The sequence below is a fragment of the Micromonospora alfalfae genome (assembly GCF_022230925.1).
GTDB lineage: Bacteria > Actinomycetota > Actinomycetes > Mycobacteriales > Micromonosporaceae > Micromonospora > Micromonospora alfalfae.
Map to the genome: position 1 here is coordinate 146966 of NZ_JAKKFH010000012.1, position 20937 is coordinate 167902.

Below are 20937 nucleotides of genomic sequence, written 5' to 3' on the forward strand. Positions count from 1 at the left end.
TCATGCAAGCCGCTCAGTCCGGCAGGTTCGTCAACACCACGTCGAGCACCCGGATCGCGTCCGGCTTGGAGAGGGGATTGTTGCCGTTGCCGCATTTCGGTGACTGCACGCAGGACGGGCATCCGGTCTCGCAGCCGCACTCGGCTATCGCGTCCCGGGTGGCCCGCAGCCACGCCGACGCCGTCCCGTACGCCCGCTCGGCGAACCCGGCGCCACCCGGATGCCCGTCGTAGACGAAGACGGTCGGCGCCTCGGTGTCCGGGTGCACGGCGGTGGAGAGCCCGCCGATGTCCCACCGGTCGCAGGTCGCCATCAGCGGCAGCAGGCCGATCGCGGCGTGTTCGGCGGCGTGCAGCGCACCCGGCACGTCGGCCGGCTGGACCCCGGCGGCGGCCAGCGACTGCGGTGACAGGGTGAACCAGACCGCCACAGTGCGCAGCTCCCGGGTGGGCAGGTCCAGCGGCCGGGTGTCGATCACCTCCCCGGTGGCGATTCGCCGCCGCTGGTACGACACCACCTGGCTTGTCACATCCACCTCGCCGAGGAACATGCCGACCGGCCCGGCGTCCACGTAGGAGCGCACCGACACCACTGACAGGTCGGTGACGTCGCGGGCGTGGGTGGACCAGTCCGGTTCCTCGGCGCGTACCAGCGCGCAACCGTCGACCAGGTCGAGCTGGTCGACCACGTACGAGACGCCCTGGTGCAGATAGACGGCGCCGGAGTGCAGCAGGAAGTGCGACGAGCCGCCGTCGACAGTGCCGAGCAGTCGGCCGGTCGACGACTCCACCACGGCGACCGGAGCGCCGCCCTCGCCGCGCAGGTCCACCTCGGGCCGCTCCCGGTGCCGCCAGTACCAACCGGTGGGCCGCTGCCGCAGCGCCCCGGCCGCGACCAACTGGTCGACCGCCTCCTTCGCCCCCTCGCCGAAGAGCGCCAGGTCGGCCGGGGTGAGCGGTGCCTCCACCGCGGCGCAGGCCAGTTGCGGCGCCAGCACGTACGGGTTGGCCGGGTCGAGCACCGTCGCCTCCACCGGCGCGCCGAAGATCGCCTCCGGGTGGTGCACCAGGTAGGTGTCCAGTGGGTCGTCCCGGGCCACCAGCACCGCGAGGGCCTCCTGCCCGGAACGCCCGGCGCGGCCCGCCTGCTGCCACAGCGACGCCCTGGTGCCCGGGTAGCCGCAGATCAGCACCGCGTCGAGCCCGACCAGGTCCACGCCCAGCTCCAGCGCGTTGGTGGAGGCCAGGCCGAGCAGGTCGCCGTGCAGCAGGGCCCGTTCCAGCTCGCGTCGCTCCTCCCGCAGGTAACCGCCCCGGTAGGCGGCCACCCGGTCGCCGAGCCCCGGAACGGCGTCGTCCAGCGCTCGACGCGCGTTGGCGGCCACCACCTCGGCACCCTTGCGGGAGCGGACGAACGCGAGGGTGCGTACCCCCTCGGCGACAGTGTCGGCGAGCAGGTCCGCGGTCTCGCGCAGCGCCGACCGACGGACCTGGTGAAGTTCGTCGTGCTCGCCGGTCGCCTGCGGCGGCACCGGCGAAGCGGCCGACGAGTCGGGTGGCAGCAGCGGCGGTTCCCAGAGCGCGAAGGTCACCCCGCCACGGGGGGAGGTGTCCTCGGTGACCGCTGTCACCGGCAGGCCGGTCAGCCGTCCGGCCGCGGTGGCCGGGTCGCCGGAGGTGGCCGAGGCGAGCACGAACACCGGGGTGGCCCCGAACCTGGCGCACTGCCGACGCAGCCGACGCAGCACGTGCGCGACGTGCGAGCCGAACACGCCCCGGTAGGTGTGGCACTCGTCGATCACCACGTACGCGAGTCGGCGCAGGAAGCCGGACCACTGGGCGTGCCCGGGCAGGATGCCGTGGTGCAGCATGTCCGGGTTGGTCAGCACGAACCGGGAGTGCCGCCGGATCCACTCCCGCTCGGTGCGCGGAGTGTCCCCGTCGTAGCAGGCGGGGCGTATGCCCTCCAGCTCCAGCGCGGCGACGGCGCGCAACTGGTCCGCGGCGAGCGCCTTGGTCGGCGCCAGGTAGAGCAATGTGGCCCGGGGATCGGCGAGCAGTGTGGCAAGGGCGGGCAGTTGGTACGCCAGTGACTTGCCGGACGCGGTGCCGGTGGCGACGACCACGTGCTGGCCCTCGTACGCAAGGTTGGCCGCCTGGGCCTGGTGCTGCCAGGGCGCGACCACGCCGCGTCCTGTGAACGCCGCGCGCAACTCCGCAGGTGCCCACGACGGCCACGGCGCGGGCACACCGGCGCGGGCCGGCACCCGCTCGACGTGGGTGACCGGGTCGGCGGCACCCCGGGCGCGTAGCCGGCGCAGCAGGTCGGCCGGCGCTGGCCCAGGGCCGGGACCAGCGGATACGGTGGCCGCGGACGACGACTCCAGGTCGTGGCGCGGCGTGCCGCGCGCGGAGCTGAAGTCGTTGGAGGTCACGCCCTGCACTCTCGCACTGGTGTTCGGAGATGAAAAGTCGGACACCGGGGTAAGGGGAAGCCTCCGCTGGCGTCCGCAGGCCGTCCCGGCGGTAGTGGTTAGATGCCCACGAGAGTTTACGGCTCTGGCGAGGAGGACCGATGGAGCTGTCACTGGCGACCCGCACCGTGGGCGAGCACACGGTGCTCGAGGTCGGTGGTGAGGTGGACGTCTACACCGCGCCCCGGCTCCGTGAGCGACTCCTCGAACTGATCGACGGTGGCGCCCGTCACGTGGTGGTCGACCTCGGTCGGGTGGACTTCCTCGACTCCACCGGGCTGGGCGTGCTGGTCGGCGCGCTCAAGCGGCTCCGCTCGACCAGCGGTTCGTTCGCGCTGGTCTGCGACAAGGAACCGCTGCTCAAGATCTTCCGGATCACCGCGCTGGACCAGGTGTTTCCGCTGCACCCGACGGTCGACGCGGCGATCAGCGCTGACTCGGCGGGCGCCGGCGCGTGATGGCCACAGTCAAGCTCTCCTTCTCGCCCGCTCCGGTGCACGTGCGCACCGCCCGCCTGGTCGGCGTCGCCGTCGCCCGGCGGGCCGGGGTGCGGGAGGAACTGCTGGACGAGGTGCGCCTGGCCATCGGTGAGGCGTGCACGCGCGCGGTGGCCCTGCACCGGCAGTACGGCCTGGCCGACCCGGTGCTGGTGGAGATGTCCGACGGTGGCTCGTACGCCGTGCGGGTGGTGGACCGGGCGCCGATCGAGGCGGGTATCGGTCTGACCGCGCTGCCACCGGACGAGCTGGCCAACGAGTCGCTGACCGATGAGGCGCTGACCACCGGCGTCGGCTTCGCACTGCTCGCCGGTTTCGTCGAGGATCTCCAGGTGCGCCCGGTCGACGAGGGCATCGGCACCGAGGTACGGATGGTGTGGCCGGTCGGCCGCTGACCAGTTTCGCTGCGTAGGCCGCGTCCCCTGCTGGGGATGCGGCCTTCTTTGCATGGATGGGGCCCTATATCAGATTTCGTTTCATAACACAGCGACGAAGATCATCGCGACACGGTGCCACCTGGGTGTGACCTCCAACACTGCGGAGGGCTACAGTACCCGGGTTGTCAGCAAGTGACCTATCCCGCAGCCAGCGGGTATGGGTGTTCATCGCTGGTCCGCTGGTGGGTTGGCGCGCGCTTGCGAGTCCGCATCCAGGCGTCGGTCAGTGCGTCTCCACTCACCGGCGCGATTGTTCGGTAACAGGAGGACACAGATGTCCGAGACCTTGGCCGCCGACGGCGGCGGGCTTTCCCTTACCGGAAGCAATGTCACCTACGTCGTCATCGCCGCGGTTGTCGCGCTGGTGGCACTCGGTTTCGCTGCCGCCCTGACAAAAACGGTGCTGGCCGCTGGTAAGGGCACCGAAAAAATGCAGGAGATCTCGGGGGCGGTCCAGGAGGGCGCCTCGGCCTACCTGCTCCGGCAATTCCGCACCCTGGCGATCTTCGTCGTCATCGCCGTCGTGCTGCTCTTCCTGCTTCCGGTGCACGACACCGATGGCAGTGAACTCGCTGTGAAGATCGGCCGCTCACTGTTCTTCGTGGTGGGCGCCCTGTTCAGCGCGTTCATCGGCGGCGCCGGCATGTGGCTGGCCACCAGGGCCAACCTGCGCGTGGCCGCCGCCGCGAGGGAGCGGGCAGGCGGCCGCGAGGCGGCCATGAAGATCGCGTTCCGAACCGGGGGGGTCGTCGGCTTCTTCACCGTCGGCCTCGGCCTCTTCGGTGCCGCGCTGGTCGTCCTGCTCTACCGGGGTGACGCGCCGACGGTGCTGGAGGGCTTCGGCTTCGGCGCCGCGCTGCTCGCGATGTTCATGCGGGTCGGCGGTGGCATCTTCACCAAGGCCGCCGACGTCGGGGCCGACCTGGTCGGCAAGGTCGAGCAGGGCATCCCCGAGGATGACCCACGCAACGCCGCCACCATCGCCGACAACGTGGGCGACAACGTCGGTGACTGCGCCGGCATGGCCGCCGACCTGTTCGAGTCGTACGCGGTGACGCTGGTCGCCGCGCTGATCCTCGGCCGCGCCGCGTTCGGCGAGGAGGGCCTGGTCTTCCCGCTGATCATCTCCACCATCGGCGTGCTGATCGCGATCGTCGGTGTCTTCATCACCCGGCTGCGCGCCTCCGACCGTAACGCCCTGACCGCGATCAACCGGGCCTTCTACCTGTCGGCGGTGCTCTCCGCTGTGCTGGTGGCGATCGCCGCCTACGCGTACCTGCCGGCGACCTTCGGCGAGTTCGACAGCGGGCTCACCGACGCGCCCGGCAACCCCCGGCTGGTCGCCATCGGCGCGGTGGTCATCGGCATCGTGCTGGCCGCCGCGATCCAGGCGCTGACCGGCTACTTCACCGAGACCAACCGGCGCCCGGTGCAGGACATCGGCAAGAGCTCGCAGACCGGTGCGGCGACGGTGATCCTGGCCGGCATCAGCATCGGCCTGGAGTCGGCTGTCTACTCGGCCCTGCTGATCGGCGCCGGCGTCTTCGGGGCGTTCCTGCTCGGCGGCAGCTCCATCACGCTGTCGCTGTTCGCTGTGGCGTTGGCCGGCACCGGCCTGCTCACCACCGTCGGCGTGATCGTCGCGATGGACACCTTCGGGCCGATCTCCGACAACGCGCAGGGCATCGCCGAGATGTCCGGTGACCTCGACGAGCACGGCGCTCGCACGCTGACCGAGCTGGACGCGGTCGGCAACACCACCAAGGCGATCACCAAGGGCATCGCGATCGCCACGGCGGTGCTCGCCGCGACCGCGCTGTTCGGCTCGTACACCGACTCGCTCCGCAGCGCGTACGCGACGGCTGGCGTGGGCGACGTCGGGACGGAGATCCTCAACTCGCTGAACGTGGCGAACCCGCGCAACCTGGTCGGCCTGATCATCGGCGCGGCGGTGGTCTTCCTCTTCTCCGGGCTGGCCATCAACGCGGTGTCCCGCTCGGCCGGTGCCGTGGTGATGGAGGTCCGCCGGCAGTTCCGTGAGCTGCCCGGCATCATGGACGGCACCCAGCGCCCGGAGTACGGCAAGGTCGTCGACATCTGCACCAGGGACGCACAGCGCGAGCTGATGACCCCCGGCCTGCTCGCCATCCTGGCGCCGATCGCTGTCGGCTTCGGCCTCGGGCCCGGCGCGCTCGCTGCGTACCTGGCTGGTGCGATCGGTGCCGGCACCCTGATGGCGGTGTTCCTGTCCAACTCCGGTGGGGCCTGGGACAACGCCAAGAAGCTGGTCGAGGACGGCGCGTACGGGGGCAAGGGCTCCGAGGCGCACGCCGCCACTGTCATCGGCGACACCGTCGGTGACCCGTTCAAGGACACCGCCGGCCCGGCGATCAACCCGCTGATCAAGGTGATGAACCTGGTCTCGCTGCTGATCGCGCCCGCGGTGGTGGCCTGGAGCGTGGGCGACGACCGCAACGTCGGCCTGCGGGTCGGCATCGCGCTGGTCGCGACGCTGATCATCGTGGCGTCGGTGGTGTTCAGCAAGCGCAAGGGCATCGCGATGTCCGACTCGGACGTCGATGGCAACACCGGCGCGGGCAGCACCGATCACCGCCCGGAGACGGTCAACGCCTGATCCAGGAACGGCCCGATGCCACACCTGGCCAAAGGCCGTACGCTGCAACGCATGCGTACGTGCCGGGCGTCTGCCGCCGGAAAGTTCACGGTGGTCCTGGCCACGATCGTCGTCCTGGCCGGCTGCGGCGGGGGTCCCAGCCCACGGGCCTGGGCGGCCTCGGTCTGCGGTGCCCTCACCCCGTGGCGCTCCGAGATCAACAAGCTGACCAGCAGCACTGACGAGCAGATGACCGCGCAGACCACGCCGGCGCAGGCCAAGGAGAACCTGGTGCGGCTCTTCGATGGGGCGGAGCAGGCCAGCGAGGCCGCGCGCCGCAAGGTGGAGAAGGCGGGCATCCCGGAGGCGGAGAACGGTGAGGCCATCTCCGCCGGATTCCGTGGCTCCCTGGGAAAGATGCGGGACGCGTACGGTCGTGCCCGGGACACCATCGACGGCCTGGCCACCGGCGAGCCGACAGTCTTCTACGACGGGGTGCGGGCCGCCGTGGAGACCCTCAACAAGGAGTACGACGCCAGCGCGCTGGACACCAGCAAGCTCAACTCCGAGGAGTTGAAACAGGCATTCGACGAGGTGCCGGAGTGTCGCTGAGCGGGCTCGGTGACACCGGGAAGGCACAGCCGCCCCCGGCGCTGTTTCCCGCGCCCGAGTCCGACACGCCCACTCCCGGGCGACGCCGCCGCGGCGTGCCGCAGGCCGGCCCGGCGCAGCACGGCTCCTCCCAGCAGGGTGACGATGCGGGCCGGCAACTTGTCTTCTTCGGCGCGGACGCGGCCGAACCGACAGTCGCCGACCTGGCCGGGTTGCTCGCCGGGCCGGGTGAGGTGGTCCGGATGGGCGGCACCGCCCGGCTCTCGGTGCAGGTGGACGCCGCCTGGCGGGTGCACGTGCTCGTCGCCGAGCTGGCGTCGCGTGGGCTGGCGGCCAGTTGGGAGCCGACCGAGGGCGCGCGACACGCCGTTCGTACCTCGTACACCCGGGTCTTGAAGCCGCTCGCGGCCGCCTGGCTGCACGGTACGACGAAACGCCCGCCGCACGCGTTCCACCTGACCGGTCGACGGTTGCGGCTGTGGCTCGCCGCCGCCGGGACGGCGGAGCCTCCGGACTGCTTCCTGTTGCGGCTGGGCGCCGACGACCAGGAGTGTTGGGAGTCGATCGGCGTGGCGCTCGCCTCGGCGGGGCTGGCCGGAACGCTGCTCGGCCCGGGTGAGGGCGGCCCGGCGTACCGGATCACCGGCCGCCGCCGACTCTCCCGGCTGGCCGAGCTGGTCGGCGCGCCGCCGCCCGCAGCCCCAACCAACACCTGGCCAACCTGACCCCCGGGTCGATCATGGAGTTGCGGTGGGGGACGTATTGCTCCTCCGGGGTTAAAACGCCCACCACAAGTCCATGATCGACGCGATTGGGCGGTGCCGGCCGGGTGTCCGGTGCCGGACAGCGGGCGGGTCGATCCAGGCGGAAAACGGGCGGGTCGGGTCTCGGTGGTGGGTCCGCCATCGTCACAGTGACCCGCCTCGAGCCCTACCCACGGTGTACGGTGGCGCCGTCCGGCAGTGCTGAGCGCGGTGGGGCGGCGTCGACCGCCGCGTCGAAGCGTTTTGCGGCCCGCGAAACCCGAAACGCGGGCGGCGCGTTACGTTGGACATCCGGACCGCCGGTGCGACGGCGGGGTCGAAAGCGGTCGCTGTCCGGGCGCCGGCAGACCACGAGCAGGAGTGAGGTCGGGGAGAGACGTGCCGAGCAACGCTGGAACCACCCGTCTGGTCATCGTCGAGTCACCGGCGAAGGCCAAGACGATCTCGGGCTACCTTGGCCCGGGGTACGTCGTGGAGGCCAGCTTCGGTCACGTCCGCGACCTGCCGCGCAACGCCGCCGACGTGCCGGCCAAGTACAAGAAGGAACCCTGGGCCCGGCTCGGGGTGGACGTCGACAACGGCTTCCAGGCGCTCTACGTCGTCTCCGCCGACCGTAAGCAGCAGATCAGCAAGCTGGTGAAGCTGGCCAAGGAAGTCGACGAGATCTTCCTGGCGACGGATGAGGACCGCGAGGGCGAGGCGATCGCCTGGCACCTGGTCGAGACGCTCAAGCCCAAGGTCCCGGTCAAGCGGATGGTCTTCCACGAGATCACCAAGCCGGCGATCCAGGCGGCGGTGGCCAACCCCCGGGAGATCGACCGCGATCTGGTCGATGCCCAGGAGGCGCGCCGGATCCTCGACCGGCTGTACGGCTACGAGGTCTCCCCGGTGCTGTGGAAGAAGGTCATGCCGCGGCTCTCGGCAGGCCGGGTGCAGTCCGTGGCGACCCGCATCGTGGTCGAGCGGGAGCGGCAGCGGATGGCCTTCCGCACCGCCGAGTACTGGGACATCCTGGCCACCCTCGCCGTGGCGAACGCCGGTGAGGGGCCGCGAAACTTCAACGCCACACTGATCGCGTTGAACGGTGACCGGATCGCCACCGGTAAGGACTTCGAGCCGACCACCGGTCGGGTTCGGGCCGGCGCCGGGGTGGTGCACCTCGACGAGAGCGGCGCCCGTGGCTTGGCGGCCCGGCTCGACGGACGGCCGTTCACCGTCACCCGGGTCGAGGAGAAGCCCTACCGCCGTCGCCCGTACGCGCCGTTCATCACCTCGACCCTCCAGCAGGAGGCGGCCCGCAAGCTGCGCCTGTCCTCGCAGCAGACGATGCGCACCGCGCAGCGCCTGTACGAGAACGGCTACATCACCTATATGCGTACCGACTCGGTCAACCTGTCGGAGACCGCCATCTCGGCGGCCCGCCGACAGATCGTCGAGCTGTACGGCGAGCGCAGCGTTCCGCCGGAGCCGCGCCGCTACACCGGCAAGGTGAAGAACGCGCAGGAGGCGCACGAGGCGATCCGCCCGGCGGGGGACAACTTCCGTACCCCGGGCGAGGTGGCCAAGGAGCTGTCCGCCGAGGAGTTCAAGCTCTACGAGCTGATCTGGCGGCGCACCATCGCCTCGCAGATGACCGACGCGGTCGGCTCCAGCGTGTCGGTGCGCATCCGGGCGGTCTCCACCTCGCAGGAGGAAGCCGACTTCGGCGCGACCGGCAAGACCATCACCGACCCGGGCTTCCTGCGCGCCTACGTCGAGTCGAGCGACGACGAGAACGCCGAGGCCGAGGACGCCGAGCGTCGGCTGCCCACCCTGGTCAAGGATCAGCCGTTGACCGCCGACGAGCTGGCCGCGCAGGGTCACCACACCCAGCCGCCGTCGCGCTACACCGAAGCGTCGCTGGTCAAGGCCCTGGAAGAGCTGGGCATCGGCCGCCCGTCCACCTACGCGTCGATCATGCAGACGATCCAGGACCGGGGGTACGTCACCAAGCGCGGCCAGGCGATGATCCCGACGTTCCTGGCCTTCGCGGTGATCGGGCTGATGGAGCGGCACTACCCACGCCTCATCGACTACGACTTCACGGCCACGATGGAGAACGAGCTGGACGAGATCGCCGGCGGTGACCACGCTGCTGTCGACTTCCTCACGGCGTTCTACTTCGGCAGCTCCAACGGTGCCGGCGACCAGGACATCGCCCGTTCCGGCGGGCTCAAGAAGCTGGTCACCGAGAACCTCAGCGACATCGACGCCCGCAGCGTCAACTCCATCCCGCTCTTCACCGACGACGACGGCCGCGAGGTCGTCGTGCGGGTCGGCCGCTACGGGCCGTACCTGCAACGGGAGTTGCCCGGTGGCGAGCAGCCGGCACCGGCCGCCGAGGGCGAGGAGGGCGGCTCCCAGGGTGACCGGGCGCCGATCCCCGAGGGCCTGGCCCCGGACGAGCTGACCCCGGAGAAGGTGCACGAGCTGTTCCTGGGCGGCAGCGGCGAGCGCAAGCTCGGCGACGACCCCGGCACCGGCGAGCCGATCGTGCTCAAGTCCGGCCGGTTCGGCCCGTACGTGTCAAGCGGCGAGCGGAAGTCGTCGCTGCTGCGGACGCAGACGCCGGACTCGCTGACCCTGGAGGAGGCGCTCAAGCTGCTCAGCCTTCCCCGGCTGATCGGTGTCGCGCCGGACGGCGTCGAGGTCTTCGCCAACAACGGCCGCTACGGCCCGTACGTCAAGCAGGGCGAGGAGTTCCGTTCGCTGGACTCCGAGGACAAGATGTTCACCGTCACGCTGGACGAGGCGCTGGCTCTGCTGGCCGCCCCGAAGGCGCGTGGACGGCGAGCCGCGGCGCCGCCCCTGCGCGAGATGGGCGTGGACCCGGCGACCGAGAAGCCGATGGTGATCAAGGACGGCCGGTTCGGCCCGTACGTGACCGACGGTGAGTTCAACGCGTCGCTGCGGCGCGGGCAGACGCCGGAGGCGCTGACCATCGAGGAAGCGTCCGAGATGTTGGCCGAGAAGCGGGCGAAGGGTCCGGCGCCGCGGAAGAAGGCGGCGGCGAAGAAGGCGCCAGCGAAGAAGGCGACTGCCACGAAGAAGACGGCCGCCGCCAGCAAGTCCACCGCCGCGAAGAAGACCACCACTGCCAAGGCGACGGCGGCGAAGAAGGCTCCGGCGAAGAAGGCCGCCCCGCGCAAGGCAGCTACCAGCACCGAGTAACTCCCGTCCGGGCCGCTCTGATCCGTGACGCGGCGCTCCAGATCTTGGACAGTTTCCGTCTTCTCTGAACGGAAACTGTCCAAGATCTACGGCTGTGGTCGTGGTCCAGGTGTTTCCGATCACGCTGAGGTGGTGCCGCTCGTCGCTTCGCCGGTACCGCCGTACCGCTTGGTCATGCCGATCTGCGAGCTGTGCCCGCCGAGGTTGAGATGATCCGCAAGAGGCGGGCGGGCGGCGAGAAGCGGGCTGCCGTTCTCGACGCCGTGGCCGCCGTGCTGGCGACCCGTGGCTACGAGAACACCCGCTTCATCGACGTGTCAGCGGCCGGCGGGGTGGCGATCAGCACCCTCCAGACCTACTTCGGCTCCCGCGAAGACATGATCATCGAGGCCATGCAGGTCTTCACCGACCGGGAGGTGGAGGCCCTGCGAGCGGTGTCCGCCGCCGAGGCCGATCCGTGGCGACGACTCGTCGCGCTGGTGGACCGGAGCCTGCACAACTCGGAGAGCACAAGGCAGGTCCTGGTCGAGTTCTGGCGCTCCGCGATGCGCGACGACGAACTCCGCGACTACAGCGCCACTGTGCAGCAGCGCTACCGGGAGCCCTTCCTGGCCGCCGTCCGGGAGGGCGCCGCCCGGGGGGCGTTCACGCCGGCCCACGATGCCGAGGCGGTGACGGATCTCCTGCTCGCCGCGCTGGCCGGTCTGATCGTCTCGCGGGTTCAGCACCATCCCACGCCGGCGCCAGCGAACTTCCGCGACGTCCTGCTGACCCAGCTCAGACTGATGCTGGGTGTCAGCGACTCCGAAACCACACCCGAACGGATCGAGGCACGATGACCACCGTCGAGATCACCCGGTTCCGCGTCCCCGCCGAGCGCGCGGAGGATCTGCTGGCCGCGCGGCCGGCGATGCTGCGCGACTTCGAGGCCGATCGCGCCGGCTTCCTCGGCGCACGGCTGATCCGGCTGGGCGCGGACGAGTGGCTGGACATCGTCTTCTGGGCTTCGTCCGAGGACCACGCCGAATCCCGCCGCCGGGGCGCGAACCGGCCCGGCATCCAGACGTTCTTCTCCCTGATCGACTCGGTGATCAGCGCCGAGGAGGGCACGACGACCGACGTGGTGGGTGCGTGATGCGCGCCGCGTGGTACGACAGGCAGGGCCCGGCACGCGGCGATCTGCGTTACCCCATCGCCGCCCGTCTTCCGCTGGCGGAGATCGCACACGCGCACGAGTTGGCCGAACACAGCTCGGCCAGCGGCCGGGTCGTCCTGGACATCTGAAGGGCCCGAAACGACCATGATCTGGACAGCCGGCTTCCGGACCCACGTTCTGGTCCACTTCGGTATCAACGACCTCGGTCTGCCGGCCATGTTGGGCGAGCCGGCAGTCACCGCCGACGCCCTCGTCGAGGGCTTCCGCGAGCTGGCCGACCGCGCCCACGGCGCCGGTCTGCGGATCGTCGCCGCCACCATCGGCCCCTTCGCGGGCGGTGGCCCGGAGATCAGCACACCGGCAGGCCTCGCCACCCGACGCGAGGTGAACGACTGGATCCGTACTACTGACGCCTTCGACGCCGTCTTCGACGTGGCGAGCGCTGTCGCGGACCCGCACGCCCCCGACCACATCCACCCGGCGCTGGACAGCGGCGACGGCATGCACCTGAACGACAGGGGCGCGGAGGCGATGGCCGACGCGGTGAACCTGGACGACCTGGCGCTCTAGCGCTGGTCACCGCGACGGCGTGCGCCGACGGAGCCGTCAGACCCCGAGCACGTGGTTCAGGTGGGGGTTGGTGAAGACGCGGTGCGGGTCGAGCCGGTCGCGGACGGCCTGGAAGTCCGCGAAGCGGGGGTACGCGGTGGCCAGCGAGGCGGCGTCGCGGTAGTGCAGTTTGCCCCAGTGCGGGCGACCGCCCAACCCGGCGGCCACCTGCTCGAAGGCAGTGAAGTACGGCTCGTACGGCATACCGACGTACTGGTGCACGGCGATGTAGGCGTTGTCCCGGCCGTAGCCGTGCGACAGCCAGATGTCGTCGGCGGCGGTGAACCGCACCTCCACCGGGAAGAGCACCTTGAACGGCAGGCCGTCCACGATCCGCTGGAGCGCGGCGAGCGCCTCCGGCAACGCCTCGCGGGGCAGGCCGTACTCCATCTCCACGAAGCGGACCCGGCGCGGGGTGCAGAAGACCCGGTCGGAGCGGCCGGTGTACTGGCGTTCGGTGAGGGCGCGGGCGGAGACGGCGCTGATCCCCGGTGCCAGCGCGGGCACGGCCCGGCCGAGTCGGCAGGCGCCGGCGAAGACCCGGTTGGACAGGAAGTCGTCGTCCATCCAGCCGCGCCAGCGGGACAGCGGCCGGTCGTTGGCCGGTACCCGGTCGTTGGCCTTGACCTGGACCCGCGACGTGTACGGGAACCAGTAGAACTCGACGTGGTCGTGCCGGCCGATCAGCTCGGGCAGTTCGCCGAGCACGTCGGCCAGCTCGGCCGGTCGTTCGTGGGCGCGCAGGACGAAGGCGTCAACGCACCGCAGGGTGACCTCCACCAGGACGCCGAGCGCGCCGAGTGACACTCGGGCGGCGGCGAGGACGTCGGGATGCTCGTCGGCGGAGCAGCGCAGCACCTCGCCGGTGCCGGTGACCAGAGTGATCGCCTCGACGAAGGTGGAGAGGCACCCGTAGCCGGCTCCGGTGCCGTGGGTGCCGGTGGAGATCGCCCCGGCGACGGTCTGCGCGTCGATGTCGCCGAGGTTGGGCAGCGCGAGGCCGTGCCGGGCGAGCAGGCCGTTGAGCGTGTGCAGGGTCATGCCCGCCGGCACTGTGACCAGTCGGTGGGCGACGTCCACGCTGACCATGGTGTCCAGCTCGGACAGGTCCATCCGACGGTCGTCGGCGAGTGCGACGGCGGTGAACGAATGGCCGCTGCCCGTCACCCGGATCCGAGCGCCGTCGGCGGCGGCAGATCTGACGGCTTCTACGACGTCGGTCGGCGAGCCGGGGCGCAGGATCGCGCTGGCGCTGCCACGCTGGTTCCCGGCCCAGTTGGACCATCCAGCCCCGAGCGGTGCGGTGCGGACCATGCGCACTCCTCATTCATGAATATGAACTGACTTCATATCAGGAACGTTCTAGCTGGTAAATACCGCAATTGCGATCCGCTCGTTGTACCGGTAGTCACGGACTCGTGACGTGGAGATATGTTCATCCGTCGAAGGGGGGTGGCGCAGAGTGTCCACACCAGCCGCCACGACCGGGCCGCTGCGCCGCGTACCGGTGCAAGGTCGAAGTGTCGCGCGGGTACAGCGCATGTTGGATGCCTGCGCCGAACTCGTCGACGAGGTGGGGTACGAGGGGCTGACCACCACCCTGCTCGCCGAGCGGGCCGAGGTGGCGATCGGGTCGGTCTACCAGTTCTTTCCGGACAAGCGGGCGATTGTGCAGGCGTTGACCCTGCGGACCATGGAGTCCTACCTCCAGCGCCTCGACGAGAGGTTCGCCTCCGACGAGATGACCCACTGGTGGGACGGCGTCGACGCGGGCATCGACGAGTACATCACCATGCACCGCACCGTCCCGGGCTTCCGTACCCTGCACTTCGGCGACGTGGTCGACCTGCACCTGCTCGACGAGCAGCGGGACAACAACGGCGTGATTGCCGACCAGTTGGCCCGGGTGCTCACCGAGCGTTTCGGGCTCACCGACGTGCCCAAGCTGCGCTTCGTGCTGGAGATCGCGGTCGAGGCGGCGGACGCGCTGATCAAGCTCGCGTTCCGCCGGAAGTCCGAGGGCGACGAGCGGGTGCTGCTGGAGGCGAAGGCGCTGATCCGGGAGTACCTGCACCGTCAGGTCGACGGCCCGGACAACGGCCGGTCCCCCGTCGGCAAGCAGGCCGAGGCGCCCCAACCCGCCTGAGTCGGCGCGGCGGGCGGGCCTCGGCCGGCGGTGGGGGCGGCTGCCCGGTCTCAGAGGAAGGCCTGCCCCTCACCCCGGTAGGTGGGCACGGTCGCCACTACCGCGTCCCCCTCGATCAGGTGCAGCTCGTTGACCCGTTCACACAGCTCACCTGCCTTGGCGTGCCGGAACCACACCCGGTCGCCGACGCTCAGCCCGGCCGCCGCCGCTCCGGACAGCGGGGTCTGCACCTCGCCGGCGCCCTCGGTGCCGACCAGCTTCAGCCCCGCCGGTAGCCACGGCCGGGGCAGTCGACTGTCGGCGGCCGGGCCGGAGGCGATCCAACCACCGCCGAGCACCGTCGCCAGCTCCGGCGTCGGTCGACGGACCACAGCGCAGGCGAAGAACGCCGCAGGGGTGGGACGCCAGGCGCGGTACGCGTCGAACAGTGTCGGCCCGTACAGGCCCGATCCCGCGGTGATCTCGGTTACCGCGGGATCGGCGCTGGTCGCGGCCACGCTGCCAGTGCCGCCGCCGTTGACGAACTCCAGGTCGGCGTGCGCGCGTACCGCGGCGACCGCTGCGCCACGGCGGGCCAGCAACTCGCGGTACGACCCGCGCTGGGCCAGCCTGATCGCGCCGGCCAGCAGTGTCTTGCCCGGCGGCGCATCGCCCAGGCCGGCGATCTGCGCCTCGTACGACATGAGCCCGACCAGCCGGAAGCCGGGCCGACCGGCGACGGCTGCGGCGAGCGCGCCGGCTGCCCGCGCGCTGTGCACCGGTGAGCGGCGGACGCCGACGTGCACCCGGCCGCGCAGCGGTCGCCAGGAGGCGTCCAGATCCAGGCAGAGCCGTAGCTCGGCGCGCTGCCCCGGGGCCTCGATCGCGTCGATGAGGTCGAGTTGGCCGGTGCCGTCGATCATCAGGGTGATGGCGGCGGCGAGCGTCGGGTCGGCGCCCAGCTCGGCGAGGGCGGCCCGGTCCGCGCTCGGGTACGCGACCAGCACGTCGTCGCTGACGCCGGCGCGGACCAGCCAGATCGCCTCGGGCACTGTGAACGCCATCACGCCATGCCAGCCCGGCCGCGCGAGCGCTCGACTGATCAACTCGCGGCTGCGGACCGACTTGCTGGCGAGGCGGACCGGTTTTCCGGCGGCGCGATCGGCCAGGGCGGCCGAATTGGCGTCGAAGGCGGTGAGGTCGACCACCGCGTACGGGGGGTCGAGGTGGGCAGTCGCCCGATCCAGGCGCTCGCGAAGTTTGTCGCTTTCGATGGCCACGTGTGCACGCTAACTGTCCGACGGAGAATGCGAAATACCCTCGCGTACGTCCGGGCTGCGGCCGGTACCTCCGGCGGCCTAGGCTCAGCGAGCAGGAGAATGTCGCCCGGGGGGTGGCCCCCACCGGGTCTAGAGTGTTGCACCGGAGGTGCCCAGCGATGGGCCGGCACGTGGAGGTACGGCCATCGAAAGCCAGAACAGCGGCGAGTCGCCCGGCGTGTCGCGCCCGGGTGACCAGTCGGGCAACGCCGCCACGCAGCCCAACGGCGGCCAGGCTGATCCGTCCGGTTATGCCGCGATCCGGTCCGTGCTGCGCATCCGGCCGTTCCGACGGCTCTGGATCGTGCTCGGCGCGGCCTCCTTCGGCGACTGGCTCGGCTTGCTGGCCACCGCACTCTTCGCCGCCTCGCAGGTGCAGGGCAGCACCGCCCAGGGCGCCGCGTTCGGCGGGGTGACCGCCATCCGGCTGCTCCCCGCGCTGGTGCTCGGCCCGGTGGCCGGCGTCTTCGCCGACCGGTTCGACAGGCGCTGGACGATGGTCATCTGCGACCTGCTGCGCTTCGTGCTCTTCGCCTCCATTCCGCTCTACGCCCTCAGCGGCGCCGCGGGTGGCCTGGTGGTCGGCTGGGCGCTGATCGCCACCTTCCTGATCGAGTCGCTCACCCTGCTCTGGATCCCGGCCAAGGAGGCCGCGGTCCCGAACCTGATCCCCCGGGCCCGGCTGGAAGCGGCCAACCAGCTCACCCTGATCACCACCTACGGCCTCACCCCCGTCGCCGCCGCCATCGGCCTCGCCGTGCTCGACCGTGGCGTCCGTGGTGCCGTCGGCGGCGACCTGCCCTCCTGGGCCGAGCCGGCCCAGCTCGCGCTCTGGTTCAACTCCTTCTCCCGGCTGGCCACGGCGCTGGTGGTGGCGTTCGGGATCAAGGAGATCAGTGAGGCGCAGCGCGGTGAGGCGGAGCGTGTCGAGCAGAGCATGTTCCGGCAGTTCTCCGAGGGCTGGAAGTACATCGGCCAGACCCCGCTGGTCCGCGGCCTGGTGCTGGGCATCTTCGGCGCGTTCGCCGGCGGCGGCATAGTGGTCGGCACCGCCAAGTTCTTCGCCAACTCGCTGGGCGCGGGCGACGCGGCGTTCTCACTGCTCTTCGGCGCGATCTTCGTCGGTCTGGCGCTCGGCATCGGGCTCGGCCCGATGGTCGTCAAGGAGATGTCCCGACGCCGCTGGTTCGGCATGAGCATCGTGCTGGCCAGCGCCGCGGTGATGACCCTCGCCTTCGCCATCCACCTGTCCATGGCGATCGTCGGCGCGGTGCTGGTCGGCGCCGGTGCCGGGATGGCCTTCCTGGCCGGCACCACGCTGCTGGGCGGCGAGGTGGCCGACGAGGTGCGCGGCCGGGTCTTCGCCGTGGTGCAGATCGGCACCCGGCTGGTGCTGATCCTGGCCATCGGCCTGAGCAGCGTGTTGGTCGGTGTCGGCGGCTCCCGCAAGCTGGAGATCGCCGACCTCGGCATCTCCGTCTCCTCCACCCGACTGCTGCTGCTCGCAGCCGGTGCCGCCGGCATCTTCGCCGGGATCAGCGCGTTCGGCCAGATGGACGACAAGAAGGGCGTCCCGGTCCTCGCCGACCTGTGGGGCTCCATCCGGGGCCGTCCGCTGATGCCCGCCGAGCCGTTCGTCTCCGCCGGGCTCTTCGTGGTCTTCGAGGGCGGCGAGGGCGCGGGGAAGTCCACCCAGCTCACCGCGCTCTCCGAGCGGCTGCGCGGGCACGGCCGAGAGGTGGTGGTCACCCGCGAGCCGGGGGCCACCGGCGTCGGCCGGCGAATCCGGTCGCTGGTGCTGGACACCTCCGGCGACGACGCGCCCTCCCCCCGGGCCGAGGCGCTGCTCTACGCCGCCGACCGGGCGCACCACGTGGCCACCGTCGTCCGGCCCGCGCTGGTTCGGGGCGGCGTGGTGATCAGTGACAGGTACGTCGACTCGTCCCTGGCGTACCAGGGCGCCGGCCGCACACTGCCCGTCGACGAGGTCTCCTGGCTCTCCTCCTGGGCCACCGGTGGGCTCAAGCCCGACCTGGTGGTGCTGCTGGACGTCGAACCGCGCACCGGCCTGTCCCGGGTGGCCTCCCGCAACACCGGCACCGACCGGCTGGAGGCCGAGTCGGTCGCCTTCCACGAGCGCGTCCGGTACGCGTTCCTCGACCTCGCCGCCGCCGACCCGAAGCGCTACCTGGTGCTCGACGCCTCCCGGCCGGCCGACGAGATCACCGGGCTGGTGGTCCGGCGGGTCGAGGAGATGCTCGGCAAGCCGGGCGGCATCGTGCACCCGCGGCCGGCGCAGGGCCCGGACACCTCGGTGCAACCTGAGTTATCCGACGCGGAGCTGGTGACGATGGAGCACAAGACCTGATGCCGGACGTCTTCGCCGACCTGGTCGGTCAGGACGAGGCGGTGGTCGAGCTGCGGCGCGCAGCCGCCGCGGCAGCCGCCGTGCTGCGCGCTGGCGCCGCCGCGCTGGTCGCGGCCGGCCCGGCCAGCGGTGACGGGTCCGCTGCCGACGACGCAGTGAGCGGCGGGCTGGACCCGTCCGCCGGGATGACGCACGCGTGGATCTTCACAGGGCCACCCGGCTCCGGCCGTTCGGTCGCCGCACGGGCGTTCGCCGCCGCACTCCAGTGCGTGCACGGCACCGGCTGCGGTGAGTGCCCCGGCTGCCACACCACAATGGGCGGCACCAACGCCGACGTGCGGATGGTGGTGCCGGAAGGGCTCTCCATCGGCGTCGGCGAGATGCGCGCGCTGGTGCTCCGCGCGGCCAGCACCCCGTCCGGCGGGCGCTGGCAGGTGGTGGTCATCGAGGACGCCGACCGGCTCACCGAGGCCGCCGGCAACGCGCTGCTCAAGGCGATCGAGGAACCCCCGCCGCGGACGGTCTTCCTGCTCTGCGCCCCGTCCACCCACCCGGACGACATCTCGGTGACCATCAGGTCGCGCTGCCGGGTCGTACCCCTGCGGCAGCCGCCGGCCGAGGCGGTGGCCGAGGTGCTGGTTCGCCGGGACGGCATCGCCCCCGACGTGGCGCAGTGGGCGGCGGCGGCCGCGCAGGGTCACGTGGGTCGGGCCCGCCGGCTGGCCCGCGACCCGGAGGCCCGCAAACGACGCGAGGCGGTGCTCGCGGTGCCCCGCCGGTTGACCGGTGTCGGCGCGGCGTTCGACGCGGCGTCCGCGCTGATCGAGGCGGCCGAGGCGGAGGCCGAGGCGTCGGTCACCGAGGCCGACACCACCGAGCGGGCGGCACTGGAGACCGCGCTCGGCGCGGGCGGCACCGGCCGGGGCGCGGCCGGCGCCATGCGGGGCGCTGCCGGGCAGCTCAAGGAGCTGGAGAAGCGGCAGAAGTCCCGGGCCACCCGGGCCCAGCGGGACGCACTGGACCGGGCGCTGGTCGACCTCGCGGGCTTCTACCGGGACGCGCTCACCATGGCGCTGCGCGCACCCGTCGCCCCGGTGCACACCGACACTGCCACGCTGGCCGGCGCCGGCGCGCAGAAGTGGGACGCCGAGGGGTCGCTGCGCCGGTTGGAGGCCGTGCTCGCCTGCCGTGCGGCGATCGAGGCGAACGTCAAGCCGCGGATCGCGGTCGAGGCGATGATGCTCGCCCTCTGGAAGGGCTGACCCGCACTTCCGGCCGTTGTCCACAGGCATCGACAGGCCCGATTGCGGTGCGGTACGGTCCCTGTGCCGTGGTGACGGTGGCACCACACTGAGTGATGGATCACCCGGGAGGAGTCGGCCGATGCCGCGGGGGGAGATCGACGAAGCCTGGATCGAGGAGGCGGTGCGACGCTACCGCCGGATCGAGTCCCTCCAGGCCGAGTTCGACCAGGCGGTGTCGACCGTCGAGGTGACCGTCCGCTCGCCGGACGGCCTGGTCGAGGTGGTGGTCACCGCCGGTGGACGGATCACCGACGTCCGGTTCCTCGGGCCGCTGCACACCCGCAGCCCGCGCGACGTTGCCGGTTCCGTGCAGGCCGCGGTCACCGCAGCGGCCGACGCCGCCGAATGGGCCCGGGAAAAGCTGCACAACGAGACGTTCGCCGCCTACCGACCGCTCGCGGGGGCCTGAGATGGACACGCTGCGCGCGCTCTCCGCCCGACTCGACGAGGCGAGCGCCACGCTCACCCTCGTTTCGCACACCGTCACCGCCAGCGATCCGGCTCAGGCCGCGTTCGGCGCCGACGCACCGGGCCGGCCGGGCGAGATCGGTCGGGCGCTGCACAGGCAGTGGACGACCGCCACCGACGACCGGGCTCGGGAGGCCCGCGCCGCCGCCGGTCGACTGGCCGCCGCCGCGGCGGCCGTGCGGGAAGCCGCCGACCGCTACGCCGAGGTCGACAGGGCGGCCCGCCGCCGGCTCACCGGGGAACCGTGATGGACGCGCTGGACCGGCTCGCCGAGCCCGGCCTCGACCTGCTCCGCCGGGTGGACAGACTGATCGCGGCCGGTGTCCCCGAGGGGCACCGGGTCTGGCCGCTGCTGCGCCGCATGCAGGTGCTGCCGGGCGACGCGGTTCGCAGCTTCCTCGACCTGCACCCGGCGCCGCTCGCCAGCGCCGGCCACGCGGTGCGCCGGCTCGTCCGGGGGTACGACGACGTCTCCGCCGCGCTCACCGACTCGGTGCTCTGGTCCGGTCCGGCCGCCACGGCGTACGGGCACCAGCGGGCGGCGCTGCTACGCCACCTCGACGAGGGGCCGGACAGCCTGGTCGGGCGACTCGAGTCCACAGCCGGATACGCCGACGCCCTCGCCGACTGGGTGGAGGGCAGCCGTCTCGCGCTGGCCCGCACATTGGCCGACGTGCTCCGCTCGGCCGAAGCGGTCGCCGTGGTCGCCGCCACCGCCACCGGTGCGTCGACGCGCCCCGGGCCGGTCGGGCCGGGTGTGGCCGACGCGGCCGAGATCGCCGCACGGGTGCTGGCAGTGCTCTGCGTCGCGTACGACGGTGCGGAGACCCTGCTGCGTCAGTGGGCGCCGAGCCTGGCCGAAACCGCGTGGCGTCCGCCGACGGACGGGCGTCCCCGCTACGACCAGCCCACCCGGGTCGGCTGGTAACCGGGCCCGGCCGTGGCCGCGTTGCCTCGGACAGGCCACGGCGTCGCTCGCGG

Annotated in this window: 19 protein-coding genes; 16 read left to right on the forward strand and 3 right to left on the reverse strand. The window is 71.7% G+C overall.

All coding sequences use genetic code 11. The annotated features are described in order from the left end of the window. Positions 1–13: 13 nt before the first annotated feature. Positions 14–2386 carry a DEAD/DEAH box helicase gene (gene sftH / locus MED01_RS13060; RefSeq protein WP_274525672.1) on the reverse strand — a complete coding sequence of 791 codons (2373 nt, stop codon included), beginning with the start codon at positions 2384–2386 and terminating at the stop codon, positions 14–16. Between the two features lie 188 nt (positions 2387–2574). On the opposite strand from sftH, the gene MED01_RS13065 reads away from it, so the two are divergent. From MED01_RS13065 to MED01_RS13110, 10 genes are all read left to right on the forward strand, one after another. Next, entirely contained in the window at positions 2575–2931 is a 357-nt protein-coding gene (locus tag MED01_RS13065) for an anti-sigma factor antagonist (RefSeq protein WP_238668801.1), read from the forward strand. After that, a complete protein-coding gene (locus MED01_RS13070) occupies positions 2928–3365 on the forward strand; it encodes an ATP-binding protein (protein WP_238668803.1) in 438 nt (145 codons plus the stop codon). Before MED01_RS13065 ends, MED01_RS13070 begins: the two co-directional genes overlap by 4 nt. A 316-nt stretch (positions 3366–3681) precedes the next feature. After that, positions 3682–6042, forward strand: a complete 2361-nt coding sequence (locus MED01_RS13075; protein ID WP_238668804.1) for a sodium-translocating pyrophosphatase — start codon at positions 3682–3684, stop codon at positions 6040–6042. Between the two features lie 51 nt (positions 6043–6093). Then, complete coding sequence (locus tag MED01_RS13080) at positions 6094–6633, forward strand: hypothetical protein (protein WP_238668805.1); 540 nt, start codon at positions 6094–6096, stop codon at positions 6631–6633. After that, positions 6624–7358, forward strand: coding sequence for a hypothetical protein (locus MED01_RS13085; RefSeq protein ID WP_372493657.1), 735 nt, complete (start codon positions 6624–6626; stop codon positions 7356–7358). Before MED01_RS13080 ends, MED01_RS13085 begins: the two co-directional genes overlap by 10 nt. 417 nt (positions 7359–7775) lie before the next feature. Then, positions 7776–10607, forward strand: a complete 2832-nt coding sequence (topA, locus tag MED01_RS13090) for a type I DNA topoisomerase (protein WP_238668806.1) — start codon at positions 7776–7778, stop codon at positions 10605–10607. A gap of 209 nt (positions 10608–10816) precedes the next feature. Then, positions 10817–11446, forward strand: coding sequence for a TetR/AcrR family transcriptional regulator (locus MED01_RS13095; protein WP_238668807.1), 630 nt, complete (start codon positions 10817–10819; stop codon positions 11444–11446). Then, positions 11443–11742: an antibiotic biosynthesis monooxygenase gene (locus tag MED01_RS13100; protein ID WP_238668809.1), complete on the forward strand. Its 300-nt coding sequence runs from the start codon at positions 11443–11445 to the stop codon at positions 11740–11742. Before MED01_RS13095 ends, MED01_RS13100 begins: the two co-directional genes overlap by 4 nt. After that, complete coding sequence (locus MED01_RS13105) at positions 11742–11891, forward strand: hypothetical protein (RefSeq protein ID WP_238668811.1); 150 nt, start codon at positions 11742–11744, stop codon at positions 11889–11891. The genes MED01_RS13100 and MED01_RS13105 overlap by 1 nt, the downstream gene beginning before the upstream one ends. 16 nt (positions 11892–11907) lie before the next feature. Continuing rightward, a complete protein-coding gene (locus MED01_RS13110; RefSeq protein ID WP_238668813.1) occupies positions 11908–12333 on the forward strand; it encodes a GDSL-type esterase/lipase family protein in 426 nt (141 codons plus the stop codon). Positions 12334–12369: 36 nt separating this feature from the next. On the opposite strand, the gene MED01_RS13115 is transcribed toward MED01_RS13110, so the two are convergent. After that, the gene (locus MED01_RS13115) at positions 12370–13686 is read right to left on the reverse strand and encodes a D-arabinono-1,4-lactone oxidase (protein WP_238668814.1); all 1317 of its coding nucleotides are present in this window, start codon (positions 13684–13686) and stop codon (positions 12370–12372) included. A 226-nt stretch (positions 13687–13912) separates the two neighbouring features. Here MED01_RS13115 and MED01_RS13120 point away from each other — a divergent pair, with 226 nt between their 5' ends. Then, positions 13913–14518 (forward strand): TetR/AcrR family transcriptional regulator, encoded by a 606-nt coding sequence (locus tag MED01_RS13120; protein WP_238668816.1) that lies wholly within the window; start codon positions 13913–13915, stop codon positions 14516–14518. A 50-nt stretch (positions 14519–14568) separates the two neighbouring features. On the opposite strand, the gene MED01_RS13125 is transcribed toward MED01_RS13120, so the two are convergent. Then, a complete protein-coding gene (locus tag MED01_RS13125) occupies positions 14569–15777 on the reverse strand; it encodes an amino acid deaminase/aldolase (protein WP_238668818.1) in 1209 nt (402 codons plus the stop codon). A 307-nt stretch (positions 15778–16084) separates the two neighbouring features. Between MED01_RS13125 and tmk the strand changes: the two genes are divergently transcribed. The 5 genes from tmk (at position 16085) to MED01_RS13150 (ending at position 20884) form a co-directional block, all read left to right on the forward strand. Then, entirely contained in the window at positions 16085–18184 is a 2100-nt protein-coding gene (tmk, locus tag MED01_RS13130; protein ID WP_308193466.1) for a dTMP kinase, read from the forward strand. Then, on the forward strand, positions 18184–19446 hold the full coding sequence (locus MED01_RS13135) for a DNA polymerase III subunit delta' (protein WP_238668820.1): 1263 nt from the start codon (positions 18184–18186) through the stop codon (positions 19444–19446). Before tmk ends, MED01_RS13135 begins: the two co-directional genes overlap by 1 nt. Before the next feature lie 121 nt (positions 19447–19567). Further along, positions 19568–19897 carry a YbaB/EbfC family nucleoid-associated protein gene (locus tag MED01_RS13140; protein WP_007454690.1) on the forward strand — a complete coding sequence of 110 codons (330 nt, stop codon included), beginning with the start codon at positions 19568–19570 and terminating at the stop codon, positions 19895–19897. 1 nt (position 19898) lies between these two features. Then, positions 19899–20204 carry a hypothetical protein gene (locus tag MED01_RS13145; protein ID WP_030334249.1) on the forward strand — a complete coding sequence of 102 codons (306 nt, stop codon included), beginning with the start codon at positions 19899–19901 and terminating at the stop codon, positions 20202–20204. Beyond that, complete coding sequence (locus MED01_RS13150) at positions 20204–20884, forward strand: hypothetical protein (RefSeq protein ID WP_238668821.1); 681 nt, start codon at positions 20204–20206, stop codon at positions 20882–20884. Before MED01_RS13145 ends, MED01_RS13150 begins: the two co-directional genes overlap by 1 nt. Positions 20885–20937: the final 53 nt, after the last annotated feature.